The sequence below is a fragment of the Kutzneria kofuensis genome, from assembly GCF_014203355.1.
GTDB lineage: Bacteria > Actinomycetota > Actinomycetes > Mycobacteriales > Pseudonocardiaceae > Kutzneria > Kutzneria kofuensis.
In genome coordinates, this window is the sequence record NZ_JACHIR010000001.1 from 4,520,759 (window position 1) to 4,537,530 (window position 16,772).

The 16,772-nt window shown below is 69.6% G+C and carries 13 protein-coding genes and 3 tRNA genes; 6 read left to right on the forward strand and 10 right to left on the reverse strand.

All coding sequences use genetic code 11. From position 1 onward, the window contains the following. Positions 1 to 245: 245 nt before the first annotated feature. The 5 genes from BJ998_RS20905 to BJ998_RS20925 all read right to left on the reverse strand — a co-directional run bounded on the left by BJ998_RS20905 (position 246) and on the right by BJ998_RS20925 (position 5,394). Complete coding sequence (locus BJ998_RS20905; RefSeq protein ID WP_312890252.1) at positions 246 to 599, reverse strand: nucleotide pyrophosphohydrolase; 354 nt, start codon at positions 597 to 599, stop codon at positions 246 to 248. A gap of 41 nt (positions 600 to 640) precedes the next feature. Next, positions 641 to 1,930: a DUF2786 domain-containing protein gene (locus tag BJ998_RS49205; RefSeq protein ID WP_184864096.1), complete on the reverse strand. Its 1,290-nt coding sequence runs from the start codon at positions 1,928 to 1,930 to the stop codon at positions 641 to 643. 40 nt (positions 1,931 to 1,970) lie between these two features. Continuing rightward, a complete protein-coding gene (gene glmS / locus BJ998_RS20915; RefSeq protein WP_184864098.1) occupies positions 1,971 to 3,788 on the reverse strand; it encodes a glutamine--fructose-6-phosphate transaminase (isomerizing) in 1,818 nt (605 codons plus the stop codon). A gap of 9 nt (positions 3,789 to 3,797) precedes the next feature. Further along, positions 3,798 to 4,073, reverse strand: a complete 276-nt coding sequence (locus tag BJ998_RS20920) for a hypothetical protein (RefSeq protein ID WP_425558884.1) — start codon at positions 4,071 to 4,073, stop codon at positions 3,798 to 3,800. Positions 4,074 to 4,248: 175 nt separating this feature from the next. Then, positions 4,249 to 5,394 (reverse strand): L,D-transpeptidase, encoded by a 1,146-nt coding sequence (locus BJ998_RS20925; protein WP_425558885.1) that lies wholly within the window; start codon positions 5,392 to 5,394, stop codon positions 4,249 to 4,251. A gap of 802 nt (positions 5,395 to 6,196) precedes the next feature. Between BJ998_RS20925 and mihF the strand changes: the two genes are divergently transcribed. Next, positions 6,197 to 6,508: an integration host factor, actinobacterial type gene (gene mihF, locus BJ998_RS20930; RefSeq protein ID WP_184868828.1), complete on the forward strand. Its 312-nt coding sequence runs from the start codon at positions 6,197 to 6,199 to the stop codon at positions 6,506 to 6,508. A 99-nt stretch (positions 6,509 to 6,607) separates the two neighbouring features. Here the strand turns inward: mihF and BJ998_RS20935 are convergent, their stop codons facing one another. The 5 genes from BJ998_RS20935 to BJ998_RS20955 all read right to left on the reverse strand — a co-directional run bounded on the left by BJ998_RS20935 (position 6,608) and on the right by BJ998_RS20955 (position 12,462). Next, entirely contained in the window at positions 6,608 to 7,873 is a 1,266-nt protein-coding gene (locus BJ998_RS20935; protein WP_184864102.1) for an ADP-ribosylglycohydrolase family protein, read from the reverse strand. A gap of 1 nt (position 7,874) precedes the next feature. Further along, entirely contained in the window at positions 7,875 to 8,747 is an 873-nt protein-coding gene (locus tag BJ998_RS20940) for a YbaB/EbfC family nucleoid-associated protein (protein ID WP_184864104.1), read from the reverse strand. 180 nt (positions 8,748 to 8,927) lie between these two features. Beyond that, positions 8,928 to 10,091, reverse strand: coding sequence for a L,D-transpeptidase (locus BJ998_RS20945; RefSeq protein WP_184864106.1), 1,164 nt, complete (start codon positions 10,089 to 10,091; stop codon positions 8,928 to 8,930). 233 nt (positions 10,092 to 10,324) lie between these two features. Further along, positions 10,325 to 11,998: an NAD-binding protein gene (locus tag BJ998_RS20950; protein WP_184864108.1), complete on the reverse strand. Its 1,674-nt coding sequence runs from the start codon at positions 11,996 to 11,998 to the stop codon at positions 10,325 to 10,327. 146 nt (positions 11,999 to 12,144) lie between these two features. Beyond that, positions 12,145 to 12,462 carry a hypothetical protein gene (locus tag BJ998_RS20955; RefSeq protein WP_184864110.1) on the reverse strand — a complete coding sequence of 106 codons (318 nt, stop codon included), beginning with the start codon at positions 12,460 to 12,462 and terminating at the stop codon, positions 12,145 to 12,147. A 1,234-nt stretch (positions 12,463 to 13,696) separates the two neighbouring features. Between BJ998_RS20955 and BJ998_RS20960 the strand changes: the two genes are divergently transcribed. The 5 genes from BJ998_RS20960 (at position 13,697) to BJ998_RS20980 (ending at position 16,760) form a co-directional block, all read left to right on the forward strand. Next, positions 13,697 to 13,936 (forward strand): hypothetical protein, encoded by a 240-nt coding sequence (locus BJ998_RS20960; protein ID WP_184864112.1) that lies wholly within the window; start codon positions 13,697 to 13,699, stop codon positions 13,934 to 13,936. Positions 13,937 to 14,495: 559 nt separating this feature from the next. Beyond that, positions 14,496 to 14,568: transfer RNA gene (locus tag BJ998_RS20965), tRNA-Glu, on the forward strand. A gap of 16 nt (positions 14,569 to 14,584) precedes the next feature. Beyond that, a tRNA-Asp gene (locus BJ998_RS20970) sits at positions 14,585 to 14,658 on the forward strand. 31 nt (positions 14,659 to 14,689) lie between these two features. Continuing rightward, a tRNA-Phe gene (locus BJ998_RS20975) sits at positions 14,690 to 14,763 on the forward strand. A 488-nt stretch (positions 14,764 to 15,251) separates the two neighbouring features. Then, a complete protein-coding gene (locus BJ998_RS20980; RefSeq protein WP_184864114.1) occupies positions 15,252 to 16,760 on the forward strand; it encodes a sugar transferase in 1,509 nt (502 codons plus the stop codon). Positions 16,761 to 16,772 lie beyond the last annotated feature (12 nt).

Consider the following 16,772-nt stretch of genomic DNA (forward strand, 5'->3'; position numbering starts at 1 on the left):
GCGGAAAGGCTATGGCTGAACCTGCCATTTCGTCAATTGAGGTACTGAGTAGTTCAGGAAAGTTTGCGTGGGAGTTCAGCGCGGCTCAAGCGTTCCCGTGGGCCTTGAACTCCGGTGACAACCCTGCTGACCTGCCCAACTGGGCCGATCGGGCCGCGACCGATCGAGGTGGCCGGCGCCAGGTTCGGCGGATGTCGGCCCCGTTGCCCGCCCGTATAGGGAAGATGAATTCGCTGGTCAGAAACTCAAAGCTGGTCGTACTTGCTCGAATTTCCCCGTGACTTGTCGACCGGGTACCTCAATTCGTTGCGAGCCAACTTGTCCAACGTCGCCTGGGCCAGATCGATGCCGGTCACATCGGCGAAACGGAGCAGATACATGAACACGTCGGCGACTTCCATCCGAACCCGCTCCCGCAGGTCCGCCTCGGACATCCCGGCGGTGATCTCCTCGTCGGTCAGCCACTGCAGCTCGGCCAGCAGCTCCCCGGCCTCGCCGGCCAGCGCCATCGCGAGGTTCTTCGGGGTGTGGAACCGCTCCCACGACCGCGCGTCGGAGAAGGCGCGAATCCGGGCCGTGAGGTCCTCGATGTCGGTCACGGCCCGTACGGTAGTCGCTGATCCCTCGCCATTGGCCACAATTACCGAGTAGGCGTCAACTTCTGGCGGTTCAACCCGATGTCGGCCTGATCCGCGGCCGCCGTGCCGGCCTCCCAACCCGCCGCACTGCCCACCGTGTACGACTTCTTCACCGTGGTCGGATAGAGCTCCTCGAACAGCTCCTCGACCGCCTGCTCACGGTCGGCGAGCACCGGCAGCAGCCGGTCGTCGGCGGTGTGGTCGTCGCTCTCCTCGGCCGCCGCACGCAGCCGCTGGCCGATCCGCGTGGCGTACGCGAGCAGGAACGACTGCCGGTAGGTGCGGCTGCGTGTGTCCACACCGGCGCCGGCGGCGACCATCGCCCGGGTTGCCTGCAACAACAGCGACGTCGACAGCAGTTCGGTGATCTCGAGGTCGAGATCGGCCCCGATCAGCGCGATGAAGCCGATCTTCTCGTACACCACGCCCCGGGACCGGTTGGCCGCCGCGACCGCGGCCACCAACTGCGCCTTCGCCCCCACGTACGGCGTGTCCAGCCACACCCGCCGAGAACTTGCCGTCTGCGGCACGTGATCGTCGGCGTCGAGCAGCGCCCGCTCGAACGCGTGCCGGCTCATCAGCTCCTGTGCCTTGGCGGACAACGCCTCCGCCTCTTCGGGGAACTCCGTCGACTCCGCTTTCGCGAGCAATCCTCGGACCTTGGCCAGCACCTTCTGGTCGACGCCCACGCCCGCCGGCGCGTCCGTGCCGGTCGAGGCGCCCGGCAGCGGCAGGATCAACGGCAGTTTGGGCAGCGCCATCAGCGTCGCCAGCGCGACGATGGCGACCTCCAGTCCCTCCTCCCTGGTGAGGATGTGCCGGGCCAGCCACTGCTCGAAGTGCTGCCGGTCGTGCCGCCACCACGACCGCGCCTCGATCTGCCGGAGCTGGTCCCGCCAGCGCTCGTGGATCGTCGCCTCGGCGTATCGGGTCATGTCCGCCGCGATCACGTCGACGACCAGTCCGGTGGCGAAGTCGTCGCACTCCCGGCGGACCACCTGGACCAGGTCGTAGGGCAGCCAGCCGCTCGGCCACAGGAAGTTCAGCGCCCGGTCGAACACGCCGGCCACGGCCAGGCCGAGCTGCCGGTCGTCGGCGTCGGCGAGGAACGCCGCCTCGCCGGCCGCGACCTTCTTCTGGCCGTACGAGTAGTCGGTGGCGGTCGCCCACAACCGCGCCGCGACGCCGTTGGCGTCGAGCGACCGTGCGTCGACGCCGTCGGCCATCCGCTGCGCGTGTCGGGCGCGGGCGTGCTGCTTGGCGGCGCGCCGGGCCCGGTCCGAACTCCCCACGAGCACGAGGTTAGCGACCGAACCCGGCGTCACCTCCGGTTCACTCCACTGTCACGCTTTTCGCCAGGTTCCTGGGGTGATCGACATCGTGTCCGAGCAGGACCGCGGCATGGTAGGCGAGCATTTGCAAGGGGATGCCCAGCAAGATCGGGTCCAGCTCCGGCTCGGCCCGCGGCACGACGATCGTGTGGTCGGCCAGCGCGGTCGGCAGCTCCCGGTGGGCCAGCGCGAGGATGCGGCCGCCGCGCGCCTTGATCTCGCCGAGGGTGGTGAGGTTCTTGTCGTACAGCTCATCGTCCGGGACGATCGCGACGGTCGGCGTCTCCGGGCTGATCAGGGCGAGCGGGCCGTGCTTGAGCTCCGAGGCCGGGTACGCCTCGGCGTGCACGTACGAGACCTCCTTGAGCTTCAACGCACCCTCGCGCGCCACCGGCCACCCCCGCACGCGGCCGATGAACATCACGTTGGGGCACGTGCCGTACTCCCGCGCCAGCCCGGCGATCTGGTCCTCCAGCTTGAGGATTTCCCCGATCTGGGCCGGCAGGGCACGCAGCCCGCGGACGAGCCGCTGGCCGTCGGCCGGCGACAGGTCACGCACCCGGGCGAGATGCAGCGCCAGCAAGGCGAAGTCGACCGTCGTCACGGTGAACGCCTTCGTCGACGTCACCGAGATCTCCGGGCCGGCGTGCAGGTAGATGCCGCCGTCGCACTGCCGCGCGATCGAGCTGCCGACGGCGTTGACCACGCCGAGCACACGGCCGCCCTTGCGCTGGATCTCCTGCACCGTCGCCAGCGTGTCGTAGGTTTCGCCGGACTGGCTCACCGCCACGTACAGCGTGTCCGGGTCGATCAGTGGGTTGCGGTAGCGGAACTCCGACGCCGGCTCGGAGTCGGCCGGCACCCGGGCGAGCTCCTCGATCAGCTGCGCGCCGATCTGGCCGGCGTAGTGCGCCGAGCCGCAGCCGAGGATCTTGACCCGCTTGAACTCCCGGGACTCGCGCGGCGTCAGGTTGAGGCCGCCGAGGTGCGCGGTGCCGAAGCGGTCGTCGAGCCGGCCGCGCAGGGTCCGCTCGACGGCGGTCGGCTGGTCGTGGATCTCCTTGCGCATGAAGTGGCCGTAGCCCTCGGCCTGGTAGTCGTCGTCCTCGACGTCCACGGTCGTCGGTGGCCGGGTGGTGACCGTCGCGTCCAGGGTCCGCGTGCTGAACCCGTCGGCGGTGAGCACCGCGACCTCGCCGTCCTCCAGGTGGACGACCTGGGACGTGTGGCGGACCAGCGCCATCACGTCGGAGGCGACGAACAGCTCCTTGTCGCCGACGCCGAGGATCACCGGGCTGCCGTTGCGGGCGGCGACGATACGGTCCGGCTGGCGGGTGTCGACGACGGCGATGCCGTACGTGCCGACGATGTCCGGCAGCACCCGCCGGACCGCCTCCTCGATGTCGTCGACCTCGACGGCGGCGATCAGGTGCGCCAGCACCTCGGTGTCCGTCTCCGAGGCGAACACGACCCCGTCGGCGGTCAGCTTGGCCCGCAGCTCCTCGGCGTTCTCGATGACGCCGTTGTGCACGACCGCGACCCGGCCGCTGCCGTCGACGTGCGGATGCGCGTTCTGCTCACTCGGCACGCCGTGCGTGGCCCACCGGGTGTGGCCGATCCCCACCGGCCCGGACAGCCGGGCCGGCACATCCTGGGCGAGCTGGCCGACGCGGCCCTTGACCTTGCGCACCCGGAGCTTGCCCCGCCCGACGACCGCGACCCCGGCCGAGTCGTAGCCGCGGTACTCCAGCCGGGCCAGGCCCTCCAGCAGGATCGGGACGCAGTCCCGCGATCCCACGTATCCCACGATTCCGCACATGGTCGTTCCTCACCCGTAGACGATGCGGCGCAGCTGCCGAAGGGACAGCTCGGGTGCGGCGACCCGGCGCTGTGGCAGCTCGGCGGCGATGCGCTCGAAGATCTGGTCGTTGGTCAGCCCGGCCGACTTGAGCTCGGCGTGCCGGCGGCGCACGACCGCCTCCACCGACTCGTCGAAGTAGGCGAGCACGTCGGCGACCACCCGCGCCGCCTCGCCCGGACCAAGCGCGGTGGTGCGCATCAGGTGCGAAACGAGGTCCCCGAACGGGTGACTGGTGGCCGACACGAGCAGCGATGCTGCCTTCCGCGGGAACCAAAGGCAACGATCCTGCCCGAAATCGGGCAGGATCACGTGACCGGAGGCGAGCGAGGGGACGCGGGCCGCGGAGCGGCATCCCCACGACACAGCACGAGGGCCGCGCCCCGGTGCGGAGCGCGGCCCTCGTGGTGGAAGCGGGGGATCAGCCCTTGGTCGCGCTGCCCTTCTGCCACTCCGCCCAGCTCAGCTCCCAGTCGCCGTAGGTGTCCCACAGCGGCAGCTTGCCGCCGCCGGAGTTGGTCACCTCGACCACGTCACCGAGGTTGAAGTGGTTGAAGAACCACTGGGCGTTCTCCGGGCTGAGGTTGACGCAGCCGTGCGAGACGTTGGAGTTGCCCTGCTGGTTGACGGTGTTCGGGTTCTCGTGCACGAACTCGCCGTCGTTGGAGATGCGCAGGTCCCAGTACTCGGTGGACTTGTAGTAGCCGGGCTGGCCGGGCATCACGCCGTAGGTCGCCGAGTCCATCACGACCTGCTGCTGCTTGTCGGAGATCACGTGCGGGCCGACCTGCGTCGGCGTCGAGTCCTTGCCGAGGCTGATCGGCATGGTGTTCACGACGGCGCCGTTGTGCAGGATCTGCATCTGCTTGGTGTTGCCGTCGGCCTTGGCGATCCAGGAGTCGTGGATCGTGTACGTGACCGAGCGGTCGGTCTTGCCGAACACGCCGCCGCCCAGGTCGACGCCGTAGAGGTTGGCGTCGAGCTTGATCGTGGTGCCGGCCTGCCAGTACTCCGCCGCCCGGTAGTGCGCGGTCTTGGCGTCGATCCAGTACCAGGAGCCCTGCTGCGCCGGGGTCGTGGTGACGACCAGCGCCTTCTCGGCCGCGGCCTTGTCGGTGATCGGCTGGTCGAAGGAGACGCCGATGATCTGGCCGACGCCGAAGGTCTGGCCCGAGCCCGGCGGCGCCGGGATGAGCGCCGGATACGCCTGCGCCTTGGGCGTGAGCGTGGTGACGGTGCTCTTCTGCTCGGTCTGCTTGCCGTCGGCGTTGGTGGCGTCGGCGACCACGTTGTAGGTGGAGCCGTAGCCGAGGGGCTCGCTGGACGTCCAGGTCAGCCCGTCGGCCGACAGGTCGCCCTTGACCGAGTTGCCCTTGGCCGCGTTCTTCACGTCCACGTTGGTGATCTTGCCGCCGGACGCCTTGACCACGATCGGCGTCTTCGGGCTGATCTGGTCGCCGCCGGAGATCGTCACCTGGGCCGCGGGCGCGGGAGGTTTGGTTGATGTGGTCGCGGCGGCCGAGCCGTCCGTGCTCGACGAGCAGGCGCTCAGCGCCAGTGCCGCCACGGCGATTCCGACGACTCCCGCGGAACCCAGGCGCCGACGGCGCCCCGTGCTTCCTCCGACAAGCATGCAACCCTCTTTACTCACGGCCCGTGTCCCGGATCAGCCCAGACCCATTCGTGGCCGACCTCGCCCCACCAAAGAGTAGGCGGCGGCCTCACAACGGATAAGACGTGGTGGGGGGCCCGACGTTGCCTCCGGCCTTGGGGTGACCCGCGATTCGGTGACGTTTGGTCCGCGCAGCCCAGGCGACGGACCCGTTCCACCGTGCTGCATGTCCCCGGAACGGGCGGTATTGCGCTGTTCGGGTGTTCACCGTGCGTGCTAATGGCGGCTTTGCTGAAAGTTGGCTCAGAGACGGGTTTCGACACCCGATCGGTCCCGCCTGGTCAGCGGGATGAAGTCGATCAGGTGGCATACGACACTCTCGTGATCGCCGGATGGGGTGTTCTCGCCCGGTTGGCCGCTGGACAAGGCGGTGACCGGGAGTCGCCGCGCTGGATCGGTTCCGTTTCATGCCGCTGACCTGGACCGATACCGCCGTCCGCGGCGTTTCCGCAGTACAGATGGGGTGCAGCGGAGGAATCCGGCCTCGACCGGTGGGCGCGGTGGGCGTGAACTCCGTGTGAGCCCCGGTTCACCTGGATGAACTTCCCGCGCTCGAACGGTGTCACTGGAAAGGCTGGCGTAGCGTCACCCACGGGGTTGCCGCGACGCGCCAGCAGGCGCGAACGCTGACGAAAGTCGTGGTCAGCGTGCATGATGGCGGTCGAGCAACCCCTCGTCGCAAGAAAGGACCATGAAGTTGGCTCTGCCCACACTGACCCCTGAGCAGCGTGCGGAAGCGCTGGCGAAGGCTGCGGAGGCCCGTAAGGCCCGCACCGCGCTGCTTGCTTCGATCAAGTCCGGTGAGACGACCTTCGGTGAGGTGCTCAAGCGGGCCAAGGACGACAAGACCGTCGGCAAGACCAAGGTCGCCCAGCTGTTGAAGGCCGTGCCGGGCCTCGGTGCCGTCAAGGTCGCCAAGCTGCTCGAGGAGACCGGCATCGACGCCGACCGCCGCGCCGCCGGCCTCGGTGACCGGCAGCGTCAGGCGCTGCTCGACGCGATCGGCTGAGCACGGCCATGTGCTCGAAGACCGATAAAGGTCCGGTCGACCGATATCGAGTCAGTCCGACCCGGCGCAGCTGTCGCGCCGGGTCGGACCGCAACTAGCTCACCAGCCCGGATAGCGCTGCAGCCAGGCGTCGTCGGCCGGCGGGTTCGGCCCGAACTCGGCCAGCGCGTCCCCGGTCAGCGCCGTGATCGCGGCGCGCAGCTCCAGCCGCTCCAGCCAGTCGGCCGGGATCGCGGCCACGCCGTACCACGCCCCGGCGAGATTGCCGCAGACCGCGCCGGTGGAGTCGCTGTCCCCGGAGTGGTTCACCGCGAGCCGCAGTGCCTCGGGCAGGCTGTCGGTGACCAGCATCGCGTACACCGCGATCGCCAGCGCCTCCTCGCCGACCCAGCCCCCGCCGAGTTCGTCGGCCATCCGCTCGGCGCTGACCAGCCCCTCGTCCGCCAGCCGGACCGCCGTGGTCAACCGGGCCAGCTGCTCCTCGTGCCCCTGCCACCTGGTCAACACCGGGGTCAGCGCCGCGATGCAGTCCGGCAGCGACGTTCCCCTGAGCAGCCCGTGCACGAGGAACGCCAGCGACGCCGCCGACAGGTAGCCGCTCGGATGTCCGTGCGTCAGTGCGGCGGTCGCGGCGCCGAGGGCGAAGACCACCTCGGCATCCGTCGACCAGAGTGCGACCGGCGCGGCCCGCATGACGCCGCCGCAGCCCTTCGAGTCGTTCAACGGGTTGGCCATCGAGCCGGCCGGGTTGCCGGCGGCGAACACCCGCAGCGCCGTCACGCACGTGTTGCCCGGCGCCCGGCGGACGAACAGGCCGTGCTCGGTCACCAGCCAGCCGTCGGGCTGCGCCCGGCCCTCCGCGAACGGGCCGCCGGCCTGCGGCCAGTCGAAACCCTGGGTGTGCAGCCAGCGCTGGTAGGCGTGCTGGACGACCGGCACCGGATCGCCGGCGCCCGAGACGCGATCCCGCACATGGGCCCGGATCAGGCCTTCCAACGTGAACAGCGTCATCTGGGTGTCGTCGGTGATGGTTCCGTCCGGCCCACCCGGCCCGAACCCGGTGACGCCCTGCTCGCCGTGCTGCCGCCGGATCATGTCGATCGGCAGGAACTCGATCGACGCACCCAGCGCGTCGCCGACCGCCCCGGCGAGCACGCAGCCCAGCACCCGGTCGGCCCAGCTCGGCGGCACCGGGAACTTGCGGCCGTTCTCGTCCAGGCCGATCGGGAAGTCGTGCCGGCCGGGGTCGGACGGCCGCAGCCGCTGCTCGACCGGCACGGCCAGGCTGTCCAGGTGGAACCGGGTGATCCGGTCGATGTGCTCCTGGCCGGTGCCGGGGGCCCACTCCCACTCGCTCATCGCCATGTCAGCCCAGCTCCTCCAGCGCGATGTCCCAGCCCTTGATGCTCGGGTAGTACCGCTTCCCGGTGACGCGGAACCGCGCCCCCGGCCCGAACACCACCTCCCCGAACTGCTCGCCGTCCTCGGAGATCGCTCCGATCAGCTTGCCGCCGTGGCGGGCGTCGATGGTGTACCGGACCAGGCCGTCGCCGGTGTAGGCCGGATTGGCCGAGGTGCTCAGGAAGGTCCGCTCGATGATCGTGTCGCCGAGCTGGTACTCGGCCGCGATGGCGGCCGCCCGCTCGGGATCGCGCACGCCCAGCACCCGGGTCACGATCCCGGTGTACGACTGCAGCTTGCTCAGCGCACTCATGACGTGCTCGATCTGGCTGCCGCTGTCGGTCGCCTGATCGACGGCCGGCGGGGCCGGGTCCTGGATCGCCACCGGCACCGGAACGGGCTCCGGTTCCAGCACGGGCTCCGGGTCGAGGACGGGTTCCGGGGCGGCCGCCGCGATCTCCGGTTCGGCCGGGGTCGGCTGCTCCTCCGGCTCGACGGACTCGGCGGAATCCGCCTCGAGAACCGGCGCCGGGTCGTCGGAATGCTGCCGCGTCGCCTCGCGTACGGCATGAGTCACGGCGTCGGCGAGGCTGGCCGGCGTGTGGTGCTCGAACGCGTCGCGGTCGAACGAGAGCTGCTGCAACCCGCCGACGCCGTCGACGACCACCGTCACCATCCGGTCCGGCGACTGCGCCATGCAGGTGCGCGCCCGCAGATCACGGTTGAGCTGCCGCGCATGGGCCAGCTGCTGCTGCGCGCTGGCGAGCAGCTGGCTCATCGAGTCCAACATCGCGGCGTTGCGCGCCAGCAGCTCCGCCATCTGCTCCGAATCGGTCATCCTCGCCCCTCTGATCGGCAGACAGGACGGTACCCAGCGCGGTCGCGAACCACAGCGAAGTTGACGTAACGACCGTTGCCACAGCGGGCTGATCTGCCCGAATCGGCCCCGTGACGTGCACCACGACACCGAAGCCCCCGGAGCGTCGGCTCCGGGGGCTTCGGTGTCAGCGAAGGAAGGTCAGCCGTGCAGCGCCGACTTGGCCAGCCACTGGTCCCAGGGGACGGTCCAGTCGTAGTAGTCGCCGTCCTTCGCGCCCAGCTGCTGCGTGGAGCCGGTGATCTCCACCGGGTCGCCGGGCAGCACCTCGTTGTAGACGACCTGCGCGTTGGCCGGCGAGAGGTTCGCGCAGCCGTGCGAGACGTTGGTGTTGCCCTGCGCCCAGATGCTGGGCGCGTAGCCGTGCACGAACTCGCCGTTGTTGGAGATCCGCACCGCCCACGGCACCACCACGTTCTCGTAGTGGTACTTCGGGTTGGTCATGGCGAAGGTCGCGCTCTTGGACATCACGATGTGCGTGCCGCTGTTGGTGACCCGGCCCGGGTCGGAGTCCAGCCCGTAGCTGGCCGGGTAGTCGGCGATCTGGTTGCCGTCCTGGAAGACCTGCAGGCGGTGGGTCTGCGTGTTGCCGCGCAGGATCAGGCTGCGGCCGACGGTGAAGGACGTGGACATGTCCTCCGCGCCGAACGCCCCGCCGCCGAACGACGTGCCGTACAGCTTGGCCAGCAGCGTCACCTTGGTGTTGGCCGGCCAGTAGTCCTTGGTGCGGTAGTGCACAGTCTTGTCGTCGAGCCACGCCCACGAGCCGGTGGTCGGGTTGGACGTCTGCACGGTCAGCGCCCGCTCGACCGCCGCCTTGTCCTGGACCGGCGAGCTGAAGGTCAGCACGATCGGCTCGCCGACGCCCACGGTGTCGTTGTCGCCGACGTTGATCTGCGCGCTGATCTGCCGCGCGGGGCGCAGCGTGTGGAACGAACCGCCCAGCGGCACCTGCTTGCCGTCGGAGCCGACGGCCGAACCGGACCACGTGTAGGTCCGGTCGTAGCCGAGCGACTCGGTCGCGGTCCAGTTGTGCTTGTCCGTCGACAGCAGGCCGGTGACCTCGCGGCCCTGGTCGTTGACGAGGTGCACGTCGGTGAGGGCGCCGTCGGCGACCGTGACCCGCACGGGGTCGGCCGGGGAGACGTTCTGCGCGGTGTCACCGGGGATCTGCGAGACCTTGGCCGGCTTGGAGACCGCCGCCGGCGAGACCTTCTCGGTCTGCGTCGGCTTGCTCGACTCCTGCGGGGCGGTCGACCCGCACGCGGCCAGGCCGAGGACGGTGGCGACCGCGCCTAACGCCATGACCCAGCGGGCCCCTCCAACCGATCGGCGCACGGCCAACCCCTTCCCCCGAAAGCCCCTCTTGTGTCCCTGCACCTCAATCGACGTCGCAGGTACAACCCACGTTGACCGCCGCAAACGTGATTCATGTCACACGACTGGGTGATGTTGTCGACCGGGTGCTTGAACGGTACCGCCGGACACCGCCGGGAACGTTCTCAATTCGATCAAGATGATCGGCGTGGGCGCAGGACCTACTGCCCCGGCGAAATGCTGCCGGCCAGGATCTGTCCCAGGCCGCTCCTGGTCGCCACCACCATCAACCGGTCCCGCGGCACCAGCTGATGCTCCGGCGACGGCTGCCAGTCCAGGCGCTGCTCGGTCCGCCGCTGCAGGCCGATCACGCGGACCTCGAACCGCTGCTCGACCTCACGGACGGTCAGGCGATCGAGGCCGGTTCCGTCGCCGACCGGCACCTCGGCGATCAGCAGCACCCGCCGGCCGACCGGGATCGTGCCGACGACCTGCCGTTCCACCATGGCGGCGGCGAAGGCCGGCGCCGCCAGGAAGGACACGCTCCGCGACACGTCGATGTTGAAGCGCCGCTCCACCAGTCGCGCGAAGTCGTTGTCGAACAGGCGCAGGACCACCAGCAGGTCTTCGCGCACGGCACGAGCGGTGAGCGCCGCTTCGAGGTTGACGACGTCGTGCGAACTCAGCGTGACCAGCGCCCGGCTGGTGCCGATGTAGGCGGCCCGCAGCGTGTCGTCCCGGCTGGCGTCGCCGATGATCACCGGCAGGCCGAGCCGCTTGGCCAGCGGGATGCCGCGGGCGTTCTCGTTGCGGTCGATGCCGACGACCGGCACGCCCAGGTCGTGGAGCTGGGCGATGACCCGCACGCCGACCTGGCCCAGTCCGATGACCACGACGTGGTCGCGGAACGGGCCCTGCGGTCCGGCGGCGGCCGCCAGACGCGCGCTGACCACGGCGTCGAGGGCGACGGCCGTGATGATCGGAATGATCGAGATGCCGACGATCGTCACCATCACCTGGGTGATCTTGTTGATCACCGGCAGGCTGTCCAGCGGCTGGGCCGCGCCGGCGACGTCCAACGCCGTCTCGTAGATGGCGTTCCACCAGGTGTAGCCGCCGAACGTGGCGAACATCGTGGTCCCGATGGCCAGCAGCACGAACAGCGACAGGGCGGCGACGCCGACCTTGCGGTTGAACACCGAGCCGAAGTTGCGCCGGACCGCCGCCACCCACCGGCCGCGTTTGTGGCCCACCGCCCGCTCCACGCCCGAGCCGTTGGTGAAGGCCAGCACCAGGTCGCTCGAGTGCTCCTCCACCGGCAGCAGGTCCGCATTCGTATGGTCGGTGGTGTCGGCGAGGCCGCAGATGATCCGGTCCGCGTCGACCTCGTCGCGGCGCACCACATATAAGGTGCGGCCCGATACGCGGATGTGCGTCGGGCCCTCGCGGCCGAGGGCGGCCGCGACGAACGACGGGGCCGCCATCGCCGCGTCCGAGAGCACCGCGCAGTCCGCGAACAGGGTGCGGACCCGGTGCCCCAGGCTCATGTTGAACAGGCGCAGCACGAGCCGCAGGTCCGGGTTGATGTCCTGGGCCAGCAACGCGGCATGGATGTTGCCGGCGTCGTCCGAGCCCAGCACCGCCAGCGCCCGCGCGGTCGACACCTTCGCCTGCTGGAACGCGTTGTTGTCCGGCGCCGCCGCCTCGATCACCTTGACCCGGCTGAGCGCGGCGATCCGCGGCCCGTAGTTCTCCTGCTTCGACCGCAGGATGACGGTGACGTCCTCGTCGTACCGGTTGATCAGCTCGTCGACCAGGCGGAAGGCGAGCGGGGAGTCACCGCACACCACCAGATGACGACGCCGGTCGTTCCTGCGGAGCGGGAGCGTCGGCACATCTTGATCGTATGCGAGCGGCGCCGGCCGGAGGGCCGGGTTGGAACGGAAAGGCGAGCGGCGACTTGGGAGCGGGAGGCGTGCGGCGGGGCGGGCGGGAAAGGGGCCGCCGGCACGTCAGCCGTGGAGCGCGGGACCTTCGGCGGTCAGTAGCGCCCGTGCTGCTGGTTCTGGGACTCCCAGGCCAGCCGCTGCGTGATCCACTCCTGGGCCAGCGCCAGCGGGGAGGTCTGGTGGATGGCCGCGAGCTCGCGGAGCTGCTCGTTCGCGGTCAGCGACAGCCGCAGCTGGTAGACCTGCGCGTTGCCGAAGCGGCGGCCGGAGCCGGTGGTCTCGACGTCGCCCTCCGGGGCGAGCGCCGCCAGGTAGTTCTCCAGCTCGTGGTCCGGAGCGGCTTCCTGCTGCTCACGGGCCGGCTCGCGGTGTCTACCGTCTTTTTTCCGTCCAAGCGAGGGAAGAGGCACGCCGAAGAGGATAACGGTTCGGTTGCGGGCGGGTGACGGGTGTGTCCGCCGCCACACCCGGCGGGCCTGGAGAGGCCCCCGCGCCAGGGGGAGGAACGCGGGGGCCGGAGGGGATCTCCACAGGCGCTGACCGGGGGTATGTCAGCAATGTTGATTGTGGCATGGGTCGTTCCCGCGTGCGAGGGTTTCGCTCCGGATTGATGCCCGAATTTCCCACTTGAAAACCAAGTAGCCCGGGTCGGCCCCGATGATCATTGCTCGGCACGGCTGAGTGGGGCTGCTCCGGTCAGCGCTTGCGTCCGACGATGTTCGACCGCTAGGACCGGCGTTGAAACGGTGAAAGTGTGAAACCGTCCTGAGTGCACGGAGTGTGACCGCATCGGTCAGTGGTTACTCTTCGTCGCATTCGCGGGGTGTAGCGACTATGTGTAACTGGATTGGCCGGAGGCGTCCTGGCCTGCGGAGACGTGCACGATGATGCGTCTCGGTCCGGTCGTGTCGGATCTCGATACGTTGTTGTCTTCCCCGTGGCCACGTGATCGGGAGTGGAGCACTCCGTGCCCGCTGCCGTCCCGGGTCCGCCGTTCTTCCGCGCACCTCACAACCCGCTGGTTCTTGGTGAGCGTCGCCGCGTCGCGGCCATTGGCATTCGTCCAGCGGCTTCTTCCCGAAGGGGATGGGTCGGCTCGCAGACGTCCGGGCGGTCTTCCGAACTGTGGAAGGTTCCGGTTTCCGCAATGCGGACCATGGGGTTGACAACTCCCGGCGATCGCCCATTCAACGTTGTTTCGATCCGGCTTTGCGGCGGCCCGCGCCACCCGGTGCCGCTGCGGTGGCGCGACCGACCGGCTCCTCCGCGTCGAGGACAACGGGTAGTCGGTGGCCGACGGCGCGCCTGCGTCGACACCACTGACAGACGTGTGGTCGTCCGCCGCCGCCGGCCTGACTGGCCGGTGGGTGCCTCCCGGCCGGTACCAATGGGCAAGGTGATGTACCGGGCCACCATGGAGCGCGCAAGATCAACTACCCCTACCGGGTAGTCGTATGGTCCGCGCATCTCGGCCGCGAGCAGCGGGCTGGACCGGTGCAGAACCCGTTGCTGTTGATCAGTAATCGGCCCGGTGCATAACTCACGGTCACTCTCCGTCCGATGGGAATCACTCTCCGGGGGGCTGCAAGGCGCGGCACGGCTCGCTTAGCCTCGCCGCCGAGAGCCGAGTCGGGGAGGCACCACATGAGCGGATCCCTTGAAGTCCGGAAGTTCCTCTGGCAGCACGACGACTCGATGCCACGTGGCTCGGGCAACGTGCCGGCCCAGCGCAGCGACGAACCGTCCAAGATCTCGGCCGAACAGGTGCACCGCGCCCGTCTCGCGGTGGCCCGCGGCGCCCTGGACGTCGACGACTGCCGACAGCTGCTCGACATGCTCGGGCTCGCGCCGGGTGACGACGGCGTGCCGCCGGTGCGCCGCTGACGACAACAGGAACCGTCATCGACCGGACCGGTCGTCGGGACCAAGGGCGTTCGGGGCGCCGCCCGGCGGTCGGTCATCTTTCTCGGGCTTACGTGAGACTTCGTCGCCTCCGACTTTCGTGAGATCTCCTCGCGAGCCAATCGCCGTGAACCGGCCGGGCAATGCCGGCCAATGCTCGGCGTTGGCGACAACCGGACGTGCGCATGGTCCGTTCGGTCGATTGCGGACCAGAATTCGTCCGGCCATGAATGTGGGCCGGCGGACGCCGTGGGAAGAATCCGCGAAATTGTCGACGGCGATGCGCGGACCGGTCGGGAGCGGGTGTGGCGCAGCACACTTCAACTGCTCCGGCGGCGTCCGGCCGCCGGTATGGGCTCTGATCAGGGCTTGATCGACCGGCTCGGCCGGCGGTGCGCGGTGAAAGCGCTGGTAGGGGCGTTCCGGGACCCCGGATTTGGAAGTTGCCCCCGACCCGTTCTATGCTACTCGTGCTTCCAGCGGACGGCCGTTGGAGGGCCCGGATGCCAAGGTCCCTCGTAGGAGGTCCAAGGAAGCCGGAGTCCTCATCGTCTAGCGGCCTAGGACCCCGCCCTTTCAAGGCGGTAGCACGGGTTCGAATCCCGTTGGGGGCACGAAACACAACAGCAAGGCCCAGTGGCGCAGTTGGTTAGCGCGTCGCCCTGTCACGGCGAAGGTCGCGGGTTCAAGTCCCGTCTGGGTCGCAGGAGTACGATCGGGCTTCCGGTCTTCTCTGGCCAGGTAGCTCAGTTGGTACGAGCGACCGCCTGAAAAGCGGTAGGTCGGCGGTTCGACCCCGCCCCTGGCCACTCGCTCGGAGGACGTCTGTCCACGGAAAGCGTGGACCATGTCGCTCGTCGTTTGTTCTGGGGGCCGACCCCCAGACCCCCGAGGCCGGGCTACGCCCGGCGAGCGCTCGAAGCTCGCAAAGGGCACGGAACATCTCTGATGTTCCGTGCCCTTTGTGCTATTCGGGGTGTTCCCCGGCTAAACCCGTAACCGGCTACTCGTCCGGGTGGTGGATCGCCGTCAGGCCCACGGATCGGCGTCACGTTCGGTTCAACAAACGCCGTAACTTTCCCGTATCGACATCCCTAACGGGTTACTTGTCACTCAAGCGGGGGATATTCGGTCATGCCGGTGGAACCGTTCGGCGGTGTACGCAATAACCTTGCTGCCGAATCGTCGTGGTCGAGGTTCGGATATCGTCCACGCCGACCCCGGCCCGCCCTTCGAGCACGGCCGTGGGTCATCGGTGGCTCTTCACGCCCCGAATCAGTTGATCTTGGGAGACGGGATGCGGGTTCGGGTGAGACAGCTCAGACGGGGCGACGCGGCGGGTGCGGTGTCCATCCCGGCACCGCTGCGCTTCGAGCCGCGGCCCCCGGTCGAGGACCGCCCCGCCCCGCGCCCGGTGGCGACCTGGGAGGTCAAGTACCGCCGCGTGGTCATCGCCAGCGACCTCGGCTCGATCCTCGCCGTCGTGATCCTGGTCGGGAGTCTGGTCGCGAACTCCGCCACGGTGGGCGACTTTCCGCCGGCGCTCGTCGCGGCGGCCACGGTTGTCACCGTTCTCGCCTCGTTGACGGCCTGTCGGGCCTGGAGCACCGCCGTGCTCGGCCAGGAGGCCGAAGAATTCCGCCGGCTCGGCAAGGCCGTTGTGGCGGCGGCCGTGGTGCTGGCCGTGGTGAGCCTCGGCCTGGGCGTGCCCGGTGTGCGCGGCTGGATCTTCCTTGTGGTGCCGGCGATCGCGCTGGTCGCCTTCCCGTTGCGGTACATCCTCCGCCAGCTTCTGCACCGTCGCCGCCGCGCCGGCCGCTGCCTGCTCCCCGTGCTGGTCGCCGGCAGCGTCGACACCGCAACGGACTTGATCGCCCGAACTCGCCGCGAGCCGCACAACGGATGGCGCGTCGAGGCGGTGTGCGCCGGCGGCACCGCGCACGGCGACATCGAGGGCGTGCCCGTCGTGGGACACCTGGACGAACTCGCCGACCACGTCCGCCGCGGCGGCTACCGCGTCGTCGCCATCACCCCGGACCCGTACTGGACCCCGCTTCGCTTGCAGCGCCTGGCCTGGCAGCTCGAGGGCACGCCCGCCGAGATGGTGGTGGCGCCGGTCCTCATGGAGGTCGCCGGCCCCCGCGTGCACATCACCGGCGTGCTGGGCCTGCCGTTGCTCCGCGTGAGCGCGCCGACCTTCACCGGCGCCCGCCGGGTCGTGAAGGAGATCGTCGACAAGATCGGCGCGCTGCTGCTGCTGACGATCCTTTCGCCGGTCCTGCTGGGCATCGCCGCCGCGATCAGCCTCGGCGACCGGGGCCCCGCCCTCTACCGCCAGCAGCGCGTAGGCAAGGACGGCAAGCCGTTCACCATCCTGAAGTTCCGGACCATGGTCGTCGACGCCGACCGGCACCGGGCCGACCTGCTGGCCGGCAACGAGGCCGCCGGGCCGCTGTTCAAGATGCGCCGCGACCCGCGGGTGACGCCCATCGGCGCGGTGCTGCGGCGGTTCTCCATCGACGAGCTGCCCCAGCTCGTCAACGTCCTGCGCGGAACCATGTCGCTGGTCGGGCCGCGGCCGCCGCTGCCCGAGGAGGTCGAGGCGTACGGGCCGGACATGCTGCGGCGGCTGCTGGTGAAGCCGGGCCTGACCGGGCTGTGGCAGGTGAGCGGGCGCAGCGACCTGCCGTGGGACGAGGCCGTCCGCCTCGACCTGCGCTACGTCGAGGACTGGTCGCTCGCCCTGGACGCGCTGATCCTCTGGAAGACGGTGCGCGCGGTGGTGCGCGGCCAAGGGGCGTACTGATCTTGTCCAGAC